Source organism: Tabrizicola sp., assembly GCF_034366665.1.
GTDB lineage: Bacteria > Pseudomonadota > Alphaproteobacteria > Rhodobacterales > Rhodobacteraceae > Tabrizicola.
The window spans coordinates 51,383-64,713 of the sequence record NZ_JAXMMF010000124.1 but is presented as its reverse complement, the minus strand read 5'-3'; the positions used below and the strand labels follow the sequence as shown (position 1 = coordinate 64,713).

Below are 13,331 nucleotides of genomic sequence, written 5' to 3'. Positions count from 1 at the left end.
CGGGCCGAACTTCCAGCCCCTTCGGGCAAGGCCATGCGGGAAGCGCGGCGCAAGGGGCAAAGCCAGAAGTCGATGATCACCGCCCATGTCGCCAAGACCGTGGCGGGCTGGTTGGGCCTTGGTCCCGATGTACGCGGCAGCTTCAGCCGCCAGGGGAACTGACACGGGTGGCTCACCCAAGCGCGGCCTGCACCTTCCGGGGCAGACCCGCCCGGATCAGCGCATAAGAGGTGGCAATGCGCTCGCGCAGCTCGTCCTCTGGCACCAGCCCGAACGGGATGCGCGCCCAGGAGGCATGCAGGTAGGGCGCGCGGATCGCACGTCCCGTCTCGATCAGAAGCCGCGCGGTTTCCGCATGGTCGGTTTTCACGGACACCCCGTCGCCCATCTGGCCGATGATGGCAAACATCTTGCCCCCGACCTTCCAGCAATCATGGTCAGGACCGAAAGGCTGGCTGACTTCGGCCCCCGGAAAGCGGGCGCAGACGGCGTTGACAAAGGCGCGGTCCTGCATGGCGGAATTCCCTTGGCGGCGCGGGGGTGGGTGATGTATGCCTCGCACCCATGACGACATTGCGCAACATCCGCATCTGCTGCATTACCCGCTGACTTCGGTCGCGCGGGCGCTTCGTCATTCCCCTTCGGATTGAAAAGCCACCCCGCGCGGGACTGCCGCGCTGAAGAACGGCTGCTTGAGGGACTGACATGGTGACGATCCGCCTGACCAACTCGAAGACGCGCCGGAAAGAGGATTTCCAGCCGATCGACCCGTCCAACGTGCGGATGTATGTCTGCGGCCCTACCGTTTATGACCGCGCGCATCTGGGCAACGCCCGTCCCGTGGTGGTGTTCGACACGCTTTACCGCCTGCTCCGCCACGTCTACGGGCCGGACCATGTGACCTATGTCCGCAACTTCACCGACGTCGACGACAAGATCAACGCCGAGGCCTTGCGTCGCCAGAAGGCCGGGTCTCCGGGCTCGCTGGAGGACCTGATCCACCAGCGGACCGAGGAAACCATCGCCTGGTATCACGCCGACATGGACGCCCTGGGGGCCTTGCGGCCGAACCACGAGCCGCGCGCCACGGAATTCATTGGCCAGATGATCGCGATGACCGAAGGGCTGATCGACACGGGCAATGCATATGCCGTGGAGGGACATGTGCTGTTCCGCGTGCGCAGCTACAAGGACTACGGCAAACTGTCGGGCCGGTCGGTGGACGACATGATCGCGGGCGCGCGGGTCGAGGTCGCACCCTTCAAGGAAGACCCGATGGATTTCGTCCTTTGGAAGCCGTCCTCGGGCGAGGAGCCGGGTTGGGCCTCCCCCTGGGGCAAGGGGCGTCCGGGCTGGCATATCGAGTGCAGCGCGATGGCGCATGAGTTGCTGGGCGAAAGCTTCGACATCCACGGCGGCGGGCTGGACCTGCAATTCCCGCACCACGAAAACGAGATCGCCCAATCCGCCTGCGCCCACCCGCACGGCGACTTCGCGCACTATTGGCTGCACAACGAGATGCTGCAGGTCGAGGGCAAGAAGATGTCCAAGAGCCTGGGGAATTTCTTCACGGTGCGGGATTTGCTGGATCAGGGGATACCGGGCGAGGTGATCCGATTTGTTCTGATGATGACGCATTACCGCAGCCCGATGGACTGGACGGCAGAGAAGCATGTTGCCGCTGCGACCAAGCTTGAAGACTACCTTGCCTTGGGTGAGCGATTTGCAGATTTGGACAAGGCGCGACAAGTCGGGCCCGCGCACGAAGTAGTCGAAGCGCTTGCCGACGACCTTAACACCCACCTGGCGCTTACGGAAATTGACCGGCTTCTGGGAAATGCACGTTGGAACGAACTGGTGGCCACACTCGACTTCATTGGTTTGCTTCCGTTTGAACGTTTCGAGTCACGCAGGGCAATGCTGGCAGCCTCCGCAACTGGATTGAGCGGAATGACCGAAAGGCTTGCTGCAGTACGTGTCGCCGCGATGGCCTCGAAGGACTTCTCCGCCGTCGATGCGCTCAAATCCGCTCTGGCTGCTGCCGGGGTTGAGGTTCGGATGTCCAAGGCGGGAGTGGAACTGCTGCCCGGCCCCAACTTCGACCCGGCCAAGCTGGAGGCACTCCAGTGACCGGACACACCATAAATTTCTTGAGTAAGAAATTTGCCAAAATCCTTGCTCAAGGATTTTGTCCCCGATGACCCGCGAGCGCCTCTTCCTCTTTGACACCACCTTGCGCGACGGACAGCAAACGCAGGGCGTCCAGTTTTCGACGGCCGAGAAGCAGCAGATCGCAGCGGCCCTCGACACCCTTGGGGTCGACTACATCGAGGGCGGCTGGCCCGGTGCAAACCCAACCGACTCCGAGTTCTTCGCGGCCCCCCCGGCCTTGAGGTCCACCCTTACCGCCTTCGGCATGACCCGCCGCGTGGGCCGCTCGGCCGAGAATGACGACGTCCTCGCCGCCGTCCTGAACGCGAATACGCCCGCCGTCTGTCTGGTCGGCAAGACCCATGATTTCCACGTCACGACCGCGCTGAACGTCACCCTTGACGAGAACCGCGAGGCCATTGCGTCCTCGATCCGCCACCTCGTCGCCAAGGGCCGCGAAGCCCTGTTCGATGCCGAGCACTTTTTCGACGGCTACCGCGCCAATCCGGGCTACGCGCTGTCCTGCCTGCACGCAGCCCTCGACGCCGGTGCCCGCTGGATCGTCCTGTGCGACACCAATGGCGGCACGCTGCCCTTGGAGGTGGGCCGCATCACGGCCGAGGTCATCGCGGCTGGCATCCCCGGCGACCGGCTGGGCATCCATTGTCATGACGACACTGGCAACGCTGTCGCCAATTCCCTTGCTGCCGTCGAAGCCGGGGCGCGTCAGATCCAGGGCACACTGAATGGGCTGGGAGAGCGCTGTGGCAACGCGAACCTCACGACTCTGATCCCGACGCTGCTTCTGAAGGAGCCCTATGCCAGCAAGCTTGAAACGGGGGTCACGCACCAGGCGCTTGCAGGCCTTCTGAAGACCAGCCGGATGCTGGACGACATCCTGAACCGGGTCCCGCTGCGGTCGGCCCCCTACGTCGGTGCTTCGGCCTTTGCCCACAAGGCGGGGCTTCACGCCAGCGCGATCCTGAAGGACCCCACGACCTACGAACACATCGACCCGGTTCTGGTCGGCAACGAACGCGTCATCCCGATGTCGAACCAGGCCGGGCAGTCGAACCTGCGCGCGCGGCTGGAGGCGGCGGGGATCGCCATCGACCCGAAGGACCCGCGTCTGGGCCGGATCATCGAGGTGGTAAAGGACCGCGAGGATCAGGGTTATGCCTATGACGGTGCGCAGGCCTCGTTCGAGCTGGTCGCCCGGCGCGAGCTGGGCCTGTGCCCGGAGTTCTTCGAGGTCAAGCGCTACCGGGTCACGGTCGAGCGGCGGAAGAACAAGTACGACCGGATGATCTCGCTTTCCGAAGCGGTTGTGGTGGTCAAGATCGGCGACCAGAAGATGATGTCGGTTTCGGACAGCATGGACGAGGCCGGGTCGGACCGCGGGCCGGTGAACGCGCTGGCCAAGGCCCTGGGCAAGGATCTGGGGCCGTATCAGGCCTGTATCGACGACATGAAGCTGGTGGATTTCAAGGTCCGCATCACCAATGGCGGGACCGAAGCGGTGACCCGGGTCATCATCGACAGCGAGGACGGGCAGGGCCGCCGCTGGTCCACCGTGGGGGTCAGCGCGAACATCGTGGATGCGTCGTTCGAGGCGCTTCTGGACGCGATCCAGTGGAAGCTGATCCGCGACTTCGGGGCGCCGCAGTGACGGTCGCGGCCTGCGCCGAGCTGGTTCAGCGCGGCGACCCGGACCGGTTTCGTGCCGTGATGGCCGCGCCAGTCGAGGCCCGCGCGCAGCTGTTTCCCTTGTATGCCTTCAACCTGGAAGTCGCACGCGCCCCTTGGGTCACGCAGGAACCGCTGATTGCCGAGATGCGGCTGCAGTGGTGGCGGGACGTGGTGGAGAATGCCGCCTCGGGTGCGGCGCGGGCGCATGAGGTGGCCGCACCGCTACACGATCTGATCCGCGATTTCGGCCTGCCGGTGGCGGTGATGGACCGCCTGATCGCTGCGCGCCGCTGGGATATCCACCGCGCGCCGCATGACGGGGCCGAGGCGCTGTCCGCCTATCTGGAGGACACCGGCGCGGGGCTGATGTGGCTGGCAGCCCGCGCGCTGGGGGCACCGGATGCGGCAGAAGCTCCGGTGCGGGCCTTTGGCTGGTCCGCTGCGGCGGCGATGTATATACGCGCTGTGCCGGAACTGGAGGCGCGCGGACGGCAGCCGTTGCCAGAGAGCGTCACGGTGCAGGACCTTGCCGAACTGGGATTGGGCAGGTTGGCTGCGGCGCGGGCGGCACGAAAGCTTGTGCCCAAGGGCGTGGGAGCCGCACTTTTGGCTGGATGGCAGACGGAAGGTCTTTTACGTCAAGTCGTTGCAGGGCGATCTTCACCCGAGCTTTCCGAGGCGCGAAAGCGGTGGGGCCTTCTTTGGCAGGCCTTTCGGGGGCAATGGTAGCGGCTCCTCGTGCGCCTTCGGCTTCTCGTCGCAAGCGATGAGCGCATGAAATGCGACGAAGAGCGTTCGGTCAGGCCCGCCGGGTCTCTTGCGGCCGCAGCCAAAGCCAGATCAGCGCGCCACCGGCCAGGATCAGGAACGGAAGCATCGCGAGATTGACCATCTGCCAGCCCGCCTGGACCGAGCCGCCCGAGCAGTTCATCAGCCCACCCGACGAGAAGCTGGCCATAGTCACACCGCCAAAAACCACCAGGTCGTTCAGGCCCTGCAGGCGGCCGCGTTCCTCGGGGCGTTGGGCCGAGGTCAGCATCGTCGTGGCTCCGATGAAACCGAAGTTCCAGCCCAGGCCCAGCAGGATCAGCGCGGCAAAGAAATTCTCAAGTTGCACCCCCGCCATCGCCACGGCCCCTGCGGCGGCAAGGATGGTCAGGCCAAGGGCAATGATCCGCTCGGTCCCGAAACGGGCGATCATGTGGCCGGTAAAGAAGCTGGGCGCATACATCGCAAGGACATGGGCGGTCACCACGTCGGCGGCATTGCCCTTGTCAAAGCCGCAGCCCACGACCGCCAGTGGCGACGAGGTCATCACCAGGTTCATCAGCGCGTAAGAGACGGTGGCGCAGATCATCGCGACCAGGATGGTCGGGTTCCGGATCAGCTCGGCCCGGCTGCGACCAAGGGGGCTGCCCTCGGCGGGTGGCTTCGGCTTGGGAATGTCCAGCGCGAGGAACAGGAAGGACCCGACCAGGTTGAGGACGATGACCGCAAGGTAAGAGCCAAGGAACGGCACCGCCATCTCGTCTGCGGTGACTTTCACCAGTTGCGGGCCGACGACGGCGGAAAGCAGGCCCCCCGCCATCACCCAGGAGATGGCCTTGGGGCGGAAGGCTTCCGAGGCGGTGTCGACGGCAGCGAAGCGGTAAAAACCGTTCGCCGACATATAGATGCCGGAAATCAGCGCGCCGATGCAGAAGAGGGTGAAGCTACTGGTGGAAAGTCCGTAGGCACCGATGGCGGCCCCGGTTGCCCCCCCGGCGGCACCAAAGAAGAACCCGGCGCGGCGGCCAAAGCGCTGCATCAGCATCGACAGGGGTGTCGCGGTCAGCATCGAGCCGATGACCATCATCGTGATCGGCAGCGTGGCCCAGCAGACGTTCGGGGCCAGCGACGATCCCGCCAGACCCGCGATGGTGAAGATCATCGGCAGCTGTGCGCCGAGGATGGCCTGGGCGGCGACAAGGACAAGAACATTCCGGCGGGCGGCAGAGTCGTTGGTCATGGGCTATCGGTAGGAGCCTTGCGGCCGAACGGCAAGGGGAGATGTCGGTTGCCTTCCGCGCGGATATTTGGGCAAAGATGAGACATGGTGGGTCGGATCATTCATTCGCTGGACTGCGTTGCGGAAGGGGCCGACTGGCTTGCGCGCCGCGAGCCAGCCTTTGCGCGGGCGCTGCCTTTGGTCGGGGAACTGCCCTTGCGGCGCGAGGAGGACGGTTTTCCAGCCCTGCTGCGGGCCATTGTGGGGCAGCAGGTCTCGGTCGCGTCGGCACGGGCGATCTGGGGGCGGCTGGAGGGGTTGGGGCTGACCGAGGCCGCAGCAATGGCGGGGGCGTCCGACGACGACTTGCGGGCGGCGGGATTGTCGCGCCAGAAAACGCGGTATGGGCGAGCGCTGGCACGGTCGGGTATTGATTTCAATGCGTTGCGGGTCGTTCCTGATGCGGATGTTGTGAAAACCCTGGTCGCGGTGCCGGGTATTGGCGTCTGGACGGCAGAGATCTATGCGATGTTTGCGCTGGGGCGGGCGGATGTGTTCGCTCCCGGCGATCTGGCGCTGCAGGAAGCGGCCCGGGTGCTGTTCAGCCTGGAGGCACGGCCTTCAGAGAAACAGCTGCGGGCGATGGCCGAGAAGTGGTCGCCCTGGAGGTCGGTTGCGGCGCGAATTCTTTGGGCCTACTACCGGGTGGCAAAGGATCGGGAAGGGGTTCAGTGATGCGGGAGTTGCGTTTCGGCCGGGCCGGGGCCGAGAAGGGTCAAACCCTTGGTCTGGTTGTGTTTCTGCACGGCTATGGCGCGGACGGCAATGACCTTCTGGGCTTGGCCGACCCGATGGCGCAGCACTTGCCTGGCGTGGCTTACGTCGCCCCCGACGCCCCCGAACGCTGTGTGGGGGGTGGGTTCGGCTATCAGTGGTTCCCGATCCCCTGGCTGGACGGATCACCCCAGGCGGCGGCGGATGCGGGGCTCGAGGCGGCCACCAACGACCTCAACGGCTTTCTGGACCGGATGCTGGCCGACGAGGGTCTGTCGCCGGACCGGATGGTGCTGGTCGGCTTCAGCCAGGGCGCGATGATGGCGATGCACGTGGCGCCGCGCCGGGACCGGGAGGTGGGTGGCGTCGTTGCGATCTCGGGGCGGCTTTTGCGGCCCGAGGTGCTGGCGGCGGAGACACGGGTGAAACCACCAGTCTTGTTGATCCACGGCGACCAGGACCCGGTGGTGCCGTTTTCGGACATGTCCAAGGCGGGCGATGCGCTGACGAAGGCGGGATTTCCGACCTATGGGCACATCATGGAAGGCACGGGCCACGGAATTTCCCCTGACGGTCTGGGCGTGGCGCTGCAGTTCATCCGCGAACGGTTGGGGATCGGACGCTAGCGCCGCGTGTATATACGCCACTTACGGTCGGATGAGGAACACGGCATATCCTGTTGCTTCCTTGGGATAAATATTTCATCCGACAGCCTCGAGATAAACCGCGCAGCCGGTGAGGGCGGCATAGTCATCCTCGACCACGGTGACCGAGAAGTCCTTTTGCAGCAGGTCCACACGCCGCGGCTCTCGGAAGGACTTTTCCAGCCCGAAGCGGGCGAAATGCGGCGTCATCGCGCGGGACATGCCGCCGATGAGGTAGATCCCGCCGTAGGGCAGGTGGATCAGCGCAAGATCGGCAAGCATCTGGCCCAGGATGTGGACATAAAGCCGGGCGGCGTGGGCGGCGGTGGCGTCCCCGGCGTCAAGCGCGGCAAGGACCTCGGCCGAAGTGAGGCTGGAGGGGTGGCCCGCGGCATAGGCGGCGAAAGCGTGCAGGTTGGCAAGGCCGCGACCGGCCAGGACTTCCTCGACCCCGGCATGGGGGACATCGCCTTCGGCTTTCAGTTTCTGTTCGATGAAACGGATCAGCTGGAAGTCTTCCTCGGTCCGCACCGGCATGTTGACGTGGCCACATTCCGAGGGCGGGACGACGCGGCCCTTGGGCGCGGGGTGCACGGGGGCGGCGTTGACGCCGGTGCCAAGGCCCACGACCAGCATGGAGCCTTGCGCCTGCGGACCGTCGATAACCCGGCGCAGGTTCCCCGGCGCGATGTGACCCAGGGCCTGACCCTGGGCCTGAAGGTCGTTCAGGATCGCCACGCGGGTGGCCCCGGTGGCACCGGACAGCTTGGCAGCGTCGATCACCCAGGAAAGGTTCGTCATCTCGGCCACACCATCCTGCACCGGACCCGCTGCAGCGACGCAGACTCCGCTGACCGAGGCCCCGGTCTGGTCAAGGTAGTCGCGCAGGACCTGAGCGATATCCTGGCCGCGCGCCTGATAGTCGGCGTTCGGAAAGCGGCGGATCGACTCGAGCTTCACCGAAGTGCCTTCGGCCAGGGCCACGCGGGTGTTGGTGCCGCCGATATCGGCAAGGATCGCAAGGGTCATGGGGCCGGTCCGTCTGTCATGAGGCAGGTCGGTGATACGGGGAAACGCCGGGCCGCGCCAGTGGTTTGAAAGCGCTTCGGATCAGCGTTTCGGTGCGGGGCCAGTGGAGGTGCCCTCGACCAGTTCGGCTTCCAGGAGTTGCTCGGCGGGGGGCTGGTCGGGGTTGGCGATGCGGTCCAGCAGAAGCTCGGCCACCAGCTTGCCCGCCTCGCGGACCGAGGAACGCATGGCGGTAAAGATCGGCGTGCCCTCGCCATTCTTCATGTAGCTGAGATCGTCGTCGAAGACGATCAGCGACACGTCACGGCCCAGGACCAGCCCGGCCGCTTCGATGGCACGGCGCACGCCCATGCCAGAGATCATCGAGGCCGCAAGGAAAGCGGTCGGCGCCTGCGGCAGGGCCAGCATCCGCTGGGCGGCGCGAAAGCCTGCGACCTCGCTCATCTCGTCGGAAGACATCAGCATCGGGTCGGGTTTCACCCCGCGCGCCTCCAGTGCCTCGACATAGCCACGGCGGCGGCGGATGGCGAAGTCCATGTATTCCAGACCATTGATCAGGGCGACGTGGCGGTGGCCCAGGTCAAGAAGATAGTCCGTCGCCCGCAGGAAGGCGCGGCGGTTGTTCACGTCCAGCCAGGAATAGGGTGCCGTAGTGCCGGTGGCACGGCCGTGGACGACGAAGGGCAGGCCGATCTCAATCAGCAGCGGGATGCGGGGGTCGTTTTCGCGTGGCGAGTGGACAATGACGCCGTCGACGTTCCCCTTCACCTTCATCGCGCGGTAGGTCTGTGCCTCGTCCTCGTCCGGGACGACGGACAGAAGCATGTCGTAATCGTTGCGGCTGTAGGTCTCGCCGGCCCCGGCGATGAAATCGGCGAAGACGGGATTCACGATCTCATGACGGGTGGCGATCGGGATGACGTGTCCGACGGCCATCGCGCGGCCCGTGGCCAGGCGGATGGCGCGGGCGTTCGGGTGGTAGTTGTGTTCCTTGGCCGCCGTCATGACCCGTTCGCGGGTCGCCTCGTTGACCTCGGGGTAGCCGTTCAGCGCGCGCGAAACCGTCGTCGGCGACAGGCCGAGCTTCTGGGCGAGTTCCTTCAGGTTCATCGCGGGGCGGCTACTCAATACGGCTGGGACCGGGGGACCATAGCCGCGGGGGCCGGGGGCGTCAAAGATTAACGCGGGCTAAAGCCGGATGAGCGCCAGAAGGCCAAGCCAGGCAAACGAGAGCGCAAGCGCGATGCTGGCGGGAACCCAGAGGGTAAGCCGCGGAGTCGGGGCCGGAGTCTTGCGAAGCGAGACACGTTTCATCCGGGCATTAAGGGCATGGAAAGGTTTCATCGTCGTTAATGGGCCCCATGTTCGATTGCGGTGAAACCGCGGCCTACGTGCCGTTGCAACAAAGTGCCGTCTATGCGGCGGCCGTCGCGTCCTGTGGTGCGCGGGTGCGCTGGCTGGACGGCGTGCTGGCGGTCGAGCGGGGTCCGCTGCGGCTGATCTCGCGCGTGGGCGGGCTGGACCGGGCGGGGCTGCGGCAGCTCGCGCGCTGGCCGGGGGCGACGGTGGTGACGCCCGAGGATGCGGTTGCGGGCTTCGGCCTGGTGCCACTGGTCACGCCAATGCACCACGCGGTGTGGTCGCTGGGCGAAGACCTGCGGGCGGGACTTTCCGGCAAATGGCGCAACCGGCTGGTCGCGGCAGAGCAGTCCGGGGTCCGGGTCCGGCGCGGTGGCCAGGCGGTGCTGGAGGCTTTGCTGGCGGCCGAGGGCGCTCAGCGCCGGCAGCGGGGCTATCGGGCGCTGCCGGAGGGGTTTTCGCGGGCGCTTCCCGACGGCGCCCTGCGGCTGTGGGAGTGGCGGCAGGCCGGGGCCTTCGGCGCGGGAATGGCCTTCGTCGTGCATGGCCGATCGGCCACCTATCACCTGGGCTGGGCATCGCAAGCTGCCAAGGCTGCGGGCGTGCATGGAGTGATGCTGATGCGCGCGGCCGAGGCCTTGCGCGCCGAAGGGGTGCGCTGGCTTGACCTCGGCTTGGTCGATACAGAAGCGGCCCCGGGGCTGGCGCGGTTCAAGCTGGGCACCGGGGCGCATCTGCGGCGGTTGGGCGCGACCTGCCTGGTCGTGCCGTGACGTCCTATCCGTGCGGACTTCCCCTCACCTCCCCGCGGACTTCCCCTCACCCCCAGCCCCTCTCCCCCCCGGGGGAGAGGGGGGGCACCCCTTTGTCGGGCCTTGCACCCCTGATGCCCGCGCGGCAGGGTGGGGCCGACGGGGAGGTGTCGCATGGTCACGGTGACGGACGAGATGATTCAGGCCTATCAGCGCGACGGAGTTGTGCTGGTGAAGGGGCTTTGGGCCGATTGGGTCGAGATGCTGCGGGCGGGTGTTGCGCGGAATATGGCGGCGCCGACGCATCAGATGGCGACGCTGAAGCCTGGCGAGCCCGGGTACTTCTTCGACGACTACTGCAACTGGCAGAAGGTGCCCGAATTCGGCGCGGTGATCCGGCAGTCGGGGGTGGCCGAGGTGGCTGCGAAGCTGATGCAATCGGACCGGGTGCAGATGTTCCACGATCATGTGCTGGTGAAGGAACCCGGCACGACGAAGCCGACGCCCTGGCACACGGACGGGCCTTACTACTTCGTCGAGGGGCGGCAGACGGTCAGCTTCTGGTCACCCTTGGACCCGGTGAGGGAGGCGGCCTTGCGCTGTGTGGCGGGGTCGCATCTTTGGGCCAAGGACGTGCTCCCGACACGGTGGATGAGCGAGACGAATTTCTATCCGGGCGAGGACGACTATATGCCCGTTCCGGACCCCGAGGCCGAGGCGATGGAAATCCGGGAATGGGAGATGGAGCCCGGCGATGCCGTAGCCTTCAACTTCCGCACCTTGCACGGGGCGCGCGGGAACACGACCCGGAACCGGCGGCGGGCGTTCTCGTTGCGGCTGGTGGGCGAGGATGCCCGGTATGTCGAGCGTCCGGGGCCGACCTCGCCGCCGTTTCCGGGGCATGGGATGGAGGCCGGGCAACGGCTGCGCGAGGACTGGTTTCCGGTCCTGCGCGGGTGAGGCGCCCACGCAGGACCAGGCGTCCGGGTTGAGCAGGATCAAGGACTTGGGCGCGGGCATTTGTGATAGGTTCACCCTGTCCATCGCCGTCAGGAGTGTTGCATGACCCGTGAGCCGCGCCCCAAGCGCTATCCCCCGCCCGAGTTTCCGGCGCGGCGACCAGCGATGTTCGCAAAGACGCCGCCGGCGATCTTCCCGTCGATCCTGGGGCTTCTGGGGCTGGTGATTGCGCTGCGGATTGCCCTGGCGCGGCTGGGGCTGGACCAGGGACCGGCGGACCTGCTGGCGGGGATTGCCGTGGGCCTGTGGCTCTTTGCGGCGGTTGCCTATCTGGCCAAGATCGGACGGCGGTCAGGGGTGGTGGTCGAGGACCTGCGGGTCCTGCCGGGCCGGTCGGGGCTGGCTGCGTTGACAATGGGCGGCATGGCTGCGGCCGCGCTGATCGCCCCCTTTGTCCCCGAGACGGCCTGGGCGCTGATGGTCATGGCGCTGCTGGGTCACCTGGCGCTGGCGGTGCAACTGGTCCGGCTCATGCTGTCGCTGCCGCCGCCCGGCCGCGAGGTCAATCCGACCTGGCACCTGAGCTTCGTCGGCTTCATCGTCGCGGCTCCCGCCGCGCTGGCGACGGGGTGGGGCTGGTTGGCGGTGGCCTTGTTCTGGACCACCTTGCCGGTCGCGCTGGTGATCTGGGGGTTGAGCGCGCTGCAGTTCCTGCGCCAGGTGCCGCCCGCGCCGCTGCGGCCCTTGCTGGCGATCCATGTCGCCCCGGCGGCGCTCTTGGCGACAGTGGCTGCGCTGCTTGGGATGCCGGTGCTGGCGGGGGTGTTCGTGGTCCTTGGGGCAGGTCTGGCCGCAGTGCTTGCGGTCGCGGCGCGGTGGGTCGCGGCCTCAGGCCCAAGCCCGCTGTGGGGCGCGTTCACCTTTCCGCTGGCGGCGCTGGCGACAGCGATGCTGGTGGTGGGTGGCCCGTGGAACGTGGCCGGACTGGTGCTGGCGGCGGTCGGTCTGGCGGTGATCCCGGCGATTGCCTGGTGGGTGCTGAAACGCTGGCCGGGGGGCAAGCTTGCAGCGGTGACCAACGCCGCCGAGGCGTGACGCCCCCCTCACCCTGGCCCTCTCCCCCGATGGGGAGAGGGAAGCGCTTACTTGGGCGAGCCTTGTCCTGTGGGGAAACCTTGGGGGTTTTCCACCCCCAACCCCCCGGAGGATATTTGGAGCCAGGTGAAAGGGCTGGTCAGCCGACAAGCCCGACCCAGGCGCGGGCGAGGGCGAGGCCGTGGGCGTCGGCCAGTGCACCCCGGGTGCGGGCCAGGTCAGGGTGGGTCCGGGTCCAGCCGGGGGACATCCGCTCGGTCAGGTCGGGGAAGGTCCGGGTCCAGTCCTGGACCACGCTGCGGCTCGCCTCGAAATGGAACTGGGTGCCATAGGTGGCGCGTCCGATGCGAAAGGCCTGGTGTGCGGCCGTGGCGCTGTGGGCCAGATGCACCGCACCTTCGGGCAGCGTGAAGGTGTCGGAGTGCCACTGGAAGATCGGGAAGGTCTGGGGCACCTGTGACAGGACCGGATCGGCGCGGCCTGCATCCGTGAGGCTGACATCGACCCAACCGAACTCTGGCGCGGTGCCGAGATGGTTTTCCGCCCCGAAGGCGCGGGCGAGAAGCTGAGAGCCGAGGCAGATGCCAAGGACGGGTTTGCCTGTGGCGGTGTAGGCGGCCATCAGGTCGGCAAGAGCGGGGAGGTAGGGATGGGTGTGATCATCCGTCGCCGCCTGTTCGCCGCCGAAGACGACAAGGGCGTCGGCCGCGTCGGTGGTGGGCAGCAGGTTGTCGGCCCAGGGTCGCCACTGGTCGATCAGCGCGGCCCTTTCGTGCAGCGCCACGCCGACTTGGCCGTGGTGGGTGATCCGGGTGTTCTCGACAATGGCGACGCGCATGGGATGTCCTTTGCTGCCCTGGTAATCTGCATGGGTCGGCGGTGGCTGCAAGG

15 protein-coding genes are annotated in these 13,331 nt (G+C 66.7%); 9 read left to right on the top strand and 6 right to left on the bottom strand.

Going from position 1 to position 13,331, the window contains the following annotated elements:
• Positions 1-162, top strand: a 162-nt coding sequence (locus U1E69_RS22645) for a DUF6778 family protein (protein ID WP_416200305.1), incomplete at its 5' end; no start/stop codon positions are given.
• 10 nt (positions 163-172) lie between these two features.
• Here U1E69_RS22645 and U1E69_RS18355 read toward each other — a convergent pair.
• Entirely contained in the window at positions 173-514 is a 342-nt protein-coding gene (locus tag U1E69_RS18355; protein ID WP_322245869.1) for an MmcQ/YjbR family DNA-binding protein, read from the bottom strand.
• Between the two features lie 191 nt (positions 515-705).
• Between U1E69_RS18355 and cysS the strand changes: the two genes are divergently transcribed.
• From cysS to U1E69_RS18340, 3 genes are all read left to right on the top strand, one after another.
• Positions 706-2,130, top strand: a complete 1,425-nt coding sequence (gene cysS, locus U1E69_RS18350) for a cysteine--tRNA ligase (RefSeq protein ID WP_322245868.1) — start codon at positions 706-708, stop codon at positions 2,128-2,130.
• A gap of 67 nt (positions 2,131-2,197) precedes the next feature.
• Positions 2,198-3,820: a citramalate synthase gene (gene cimA, locus U1E69_RS18345; protein ID WP_322245867.1), complete on the top strand. Its 1,623-nt coding sequence runs from the start codon at positions 2,198-2,200 to the stop codon at positions 3,818-3,820.
• Positions 3,817-4,569, top strand: a complete 753-nt coding sequence (locus U1E69_RS18340; protein WP_322245866.1) for a phytoene/squalene synthase family protein — start codon at positions 3,817-3,819, stop codon at positions 4,567-4,569. The genes cimA and U1E69_RS18340 overlap by 4 nt, the downstream gene beginning before the upstream one ends.
• A gap of 70 nt (positions 4,570-4,639) precedes the next feature.
• Here the strand turns inward: U1E69_RS18340 and U1E69_RS18335 are convergent, their stop codons facing one another.
• Entirely contained in the window at positions 4,640-5,848 is a 1,209-nt protein-coding gene (locus U1E69_RS18335) for an MFS transporter (RefSeq protein ID WP_322245865.1), read from the bottom strand.
• 84 nt (positions 5,849-5,932) lie between these two features.
• On the opposite strand from U1E69_RS18335, the gene U1E69_RS18330 reads away from it, so the two are divergent.
• Positions 5,933-6,562, top strand: a complete 630-nt coding sequence (locus tag U1E69_RS18330) for a DNA-3-methyladenine glycosylase 2 family protein (RefSeq protein WP_322245864.1) — start codon at positions 5,933-5,935, stop codon at positions 6,560-6,562.
• Complete coding sequence (locus tag U1E69_RS18325) at positions 6,559-7,227, top strand: alpha/beta hydrolase (RefSeq protein WP_322245863.1); 669 nt, start codon at positions 6,559-6,561, stop codon at positions 7,225-7,227. Before U1E69_RS18330 ends, U1E69_RS18325 begins: the two co-directional genes overlap by 4 nt.
• Positions 7,228-7,302: 75 nt before the next feature.
• Here the strand turns inward: U1E69_RS18325 and U1E69_RS18320 are convergent, their stop codons facing one another.
• From U1E69_RS18320 to U1E69_RS18310, 3 genes are all read right to left on the bottom strand, one after another.
• Entirely contained in the window at positions 7,303-8,274 is a 972-nt protein-coding gene (locus U1E69_RS18320) for an ROK family protein (protein ID WP_322245862.1), read from the bottom strand.
• An 81-nt stretch (positions 8,275-8,355) separates the two neighbouring features.
• Positions 8,356-9,384 (bottom strand): LacI family DNA-binding transcriptional regulator, encoded by a 1,029-nt coding sequence (locus U1E69_RS18315; protein ID WP_322245861.1) that lies wholly within the window; start codon positions 9,382-9,384, stop codon positions 8,356-8,358.
• Between the two features lie 78 nt (positions 9,385-9,462).
• Entirely contained in the window at positions 9,463-9,588 is a 126-nt protein-coding gene (locus tag U1E69_RS18310) for a hypothetical protein (RefSeq protein WP_322245860.1), read from the bottom strand.
• A 47-nt stretch (positions 9,589-9,635) separates the two neighbouring features.
• Between U1E69_RS18310 and U1E69_RS18305 the strand changes: the two genes are divergently transcribed.
• From U1E69_RS18305 to U1E69_RS18295, 3 genes are all read left to right on the top strand, one after another.
• Entirely contained in the window at positions 9,636-10,406 is a 771-nt protein-coding gene (locus tag U1E69_RS18305) for a GNAT family N-acetyltransferase (protein WP_322245859.1), read from the top strand.
• Between the two features lie 153 nt (positions 10,407-10,559).
• The gene (locus tag U1E69_RS18300) at positions 10,560-11,345 is read left to right on the top strand and encodes a phytanoyl-CoA dioxygenase family protein (RefSeq protein ID WP_322245858.1); all 786 of its coding nucleotides are present in this window, start codon (positions 10,560-10,562) and stop codon (positions 11,343-11,345) included.
• 102 nt (positions 11,346-11,447) lie between these two features.
• Positions 11,448-12,440, top strand: a complete 993-nt coding sequence (locus U1E69_RS18295) for a tellurium resistance protein (protein ID WP_322245857.1) — start codon at positions 11,448-11,450, stop codon at positions 12,438-12,440.
• A 139-nt stretch (positions 12,441-12,579) separates the two neighbouring features.
• Here U1E69_RS18295 and U1E69_RS18290 read toward each other — a convergent pair whose 3' ends face one another.
• Positions 12,580-13,278 (bottom strand): type 1 glutamine amidotransferase, encoded by a 699-nt coding sequence (locus U1E69_RS18290; RefSeq protein WP_322245856.1) that lies wholly within the window; start codon positions 13,276-13,278, stop codon positions 12,580-12,582.
• Positions 13,279-13,331: the final 53 nt, after the last annotated feature.

Excerpts from the sequence above, each read along its gene's own strand:
- U1E69_RS18355 (WP_322245869.1), bottom strand. The coding sequence starts at position 514 with ATGCAGGACCGCGCCTTTGTCAACGCCGTCTGCGCCCGCTTTCCGGGG.
- cysS (WP_322245868.1), top strand. The coding sequence starts at position 706 with ATGGTGACGATCCGCCTGACCAACTCGAAGACGCGCCGGAAAGAGGAT.
- cimA (WP_322245867.1), top strand. The coding sequence starts at position 2,198 with ATGACCCGCGAGCGCCTCTTCCTCTTTGACACCACCTTGCGCGACGGA.
- U1E69_RS18335 (WP_322245865.1), bottom strand. The coding sequence starts at position 5,848 with ATGACCAACGACTCTGCCGCCCGCCGGAATGTTCTTGTCCTTGTCGCC.
- U1E69_RS18330 (WP_322245864.1), top strand. The coding sequence starts at position 5,933 with ATGGTGGGTCGGATCATTCATTCGCTGGACTGCGTTGCGGAAGGGGCC.
- U1E69_RS18320 (WP_322245862.1), bottom strand. The coding sequence starts at position 8,274 with ATGACCCTTGCGATCCTTGCCGATATCGGCGGCACCAACACCCGCGTG.
- U1E69_RS18315 (WP_322245861.1), bottom strand. The coding sequence starts at position 9,384 with ATGAACCTGAAGGAACTCGCCCAGAAGCTCGGCCTGTCGCCGACGACG.
- U1E69_RS18310 (WP_322245860.1), bottom strand. The coding sequence starts at position 9,588 with ATGAAACGTGTCTCGCTTCGCAAGACTCCGGCCCCGACTCCGCGGCTT.
- U1E69_RS18305 (WP_322245859.1), top strand. The coding sequence starts at position 9,636 with ATGTTCGATTGCGGTGAAACCGCGGCCTACGTGCCGTTGCAACAAAGT.
- U1E69_RS18300 (WP_322245858.1), top strand. The coding sequence starts at position 10,560 with ATGGTCACGGTGACGGACGAGATGATTCAGGCCTATCAGCGCGACGGA.
- U1E69_RS18295 (WP_322245857.1), top strand. The coding sequence starts at position 11,448 with ATGACCCGTGAGCCGCGCCCCAAGCGCTATCCCCCGCCCGAGTTTCCG.
- U1E69_RS18290 (WP_322245856.1), bottom strand. The coding sequence starts at position 13,278 with ATGCGCGTCGCCATTGTCGAGAACACCCGGATCACCCACCACGGCCAA.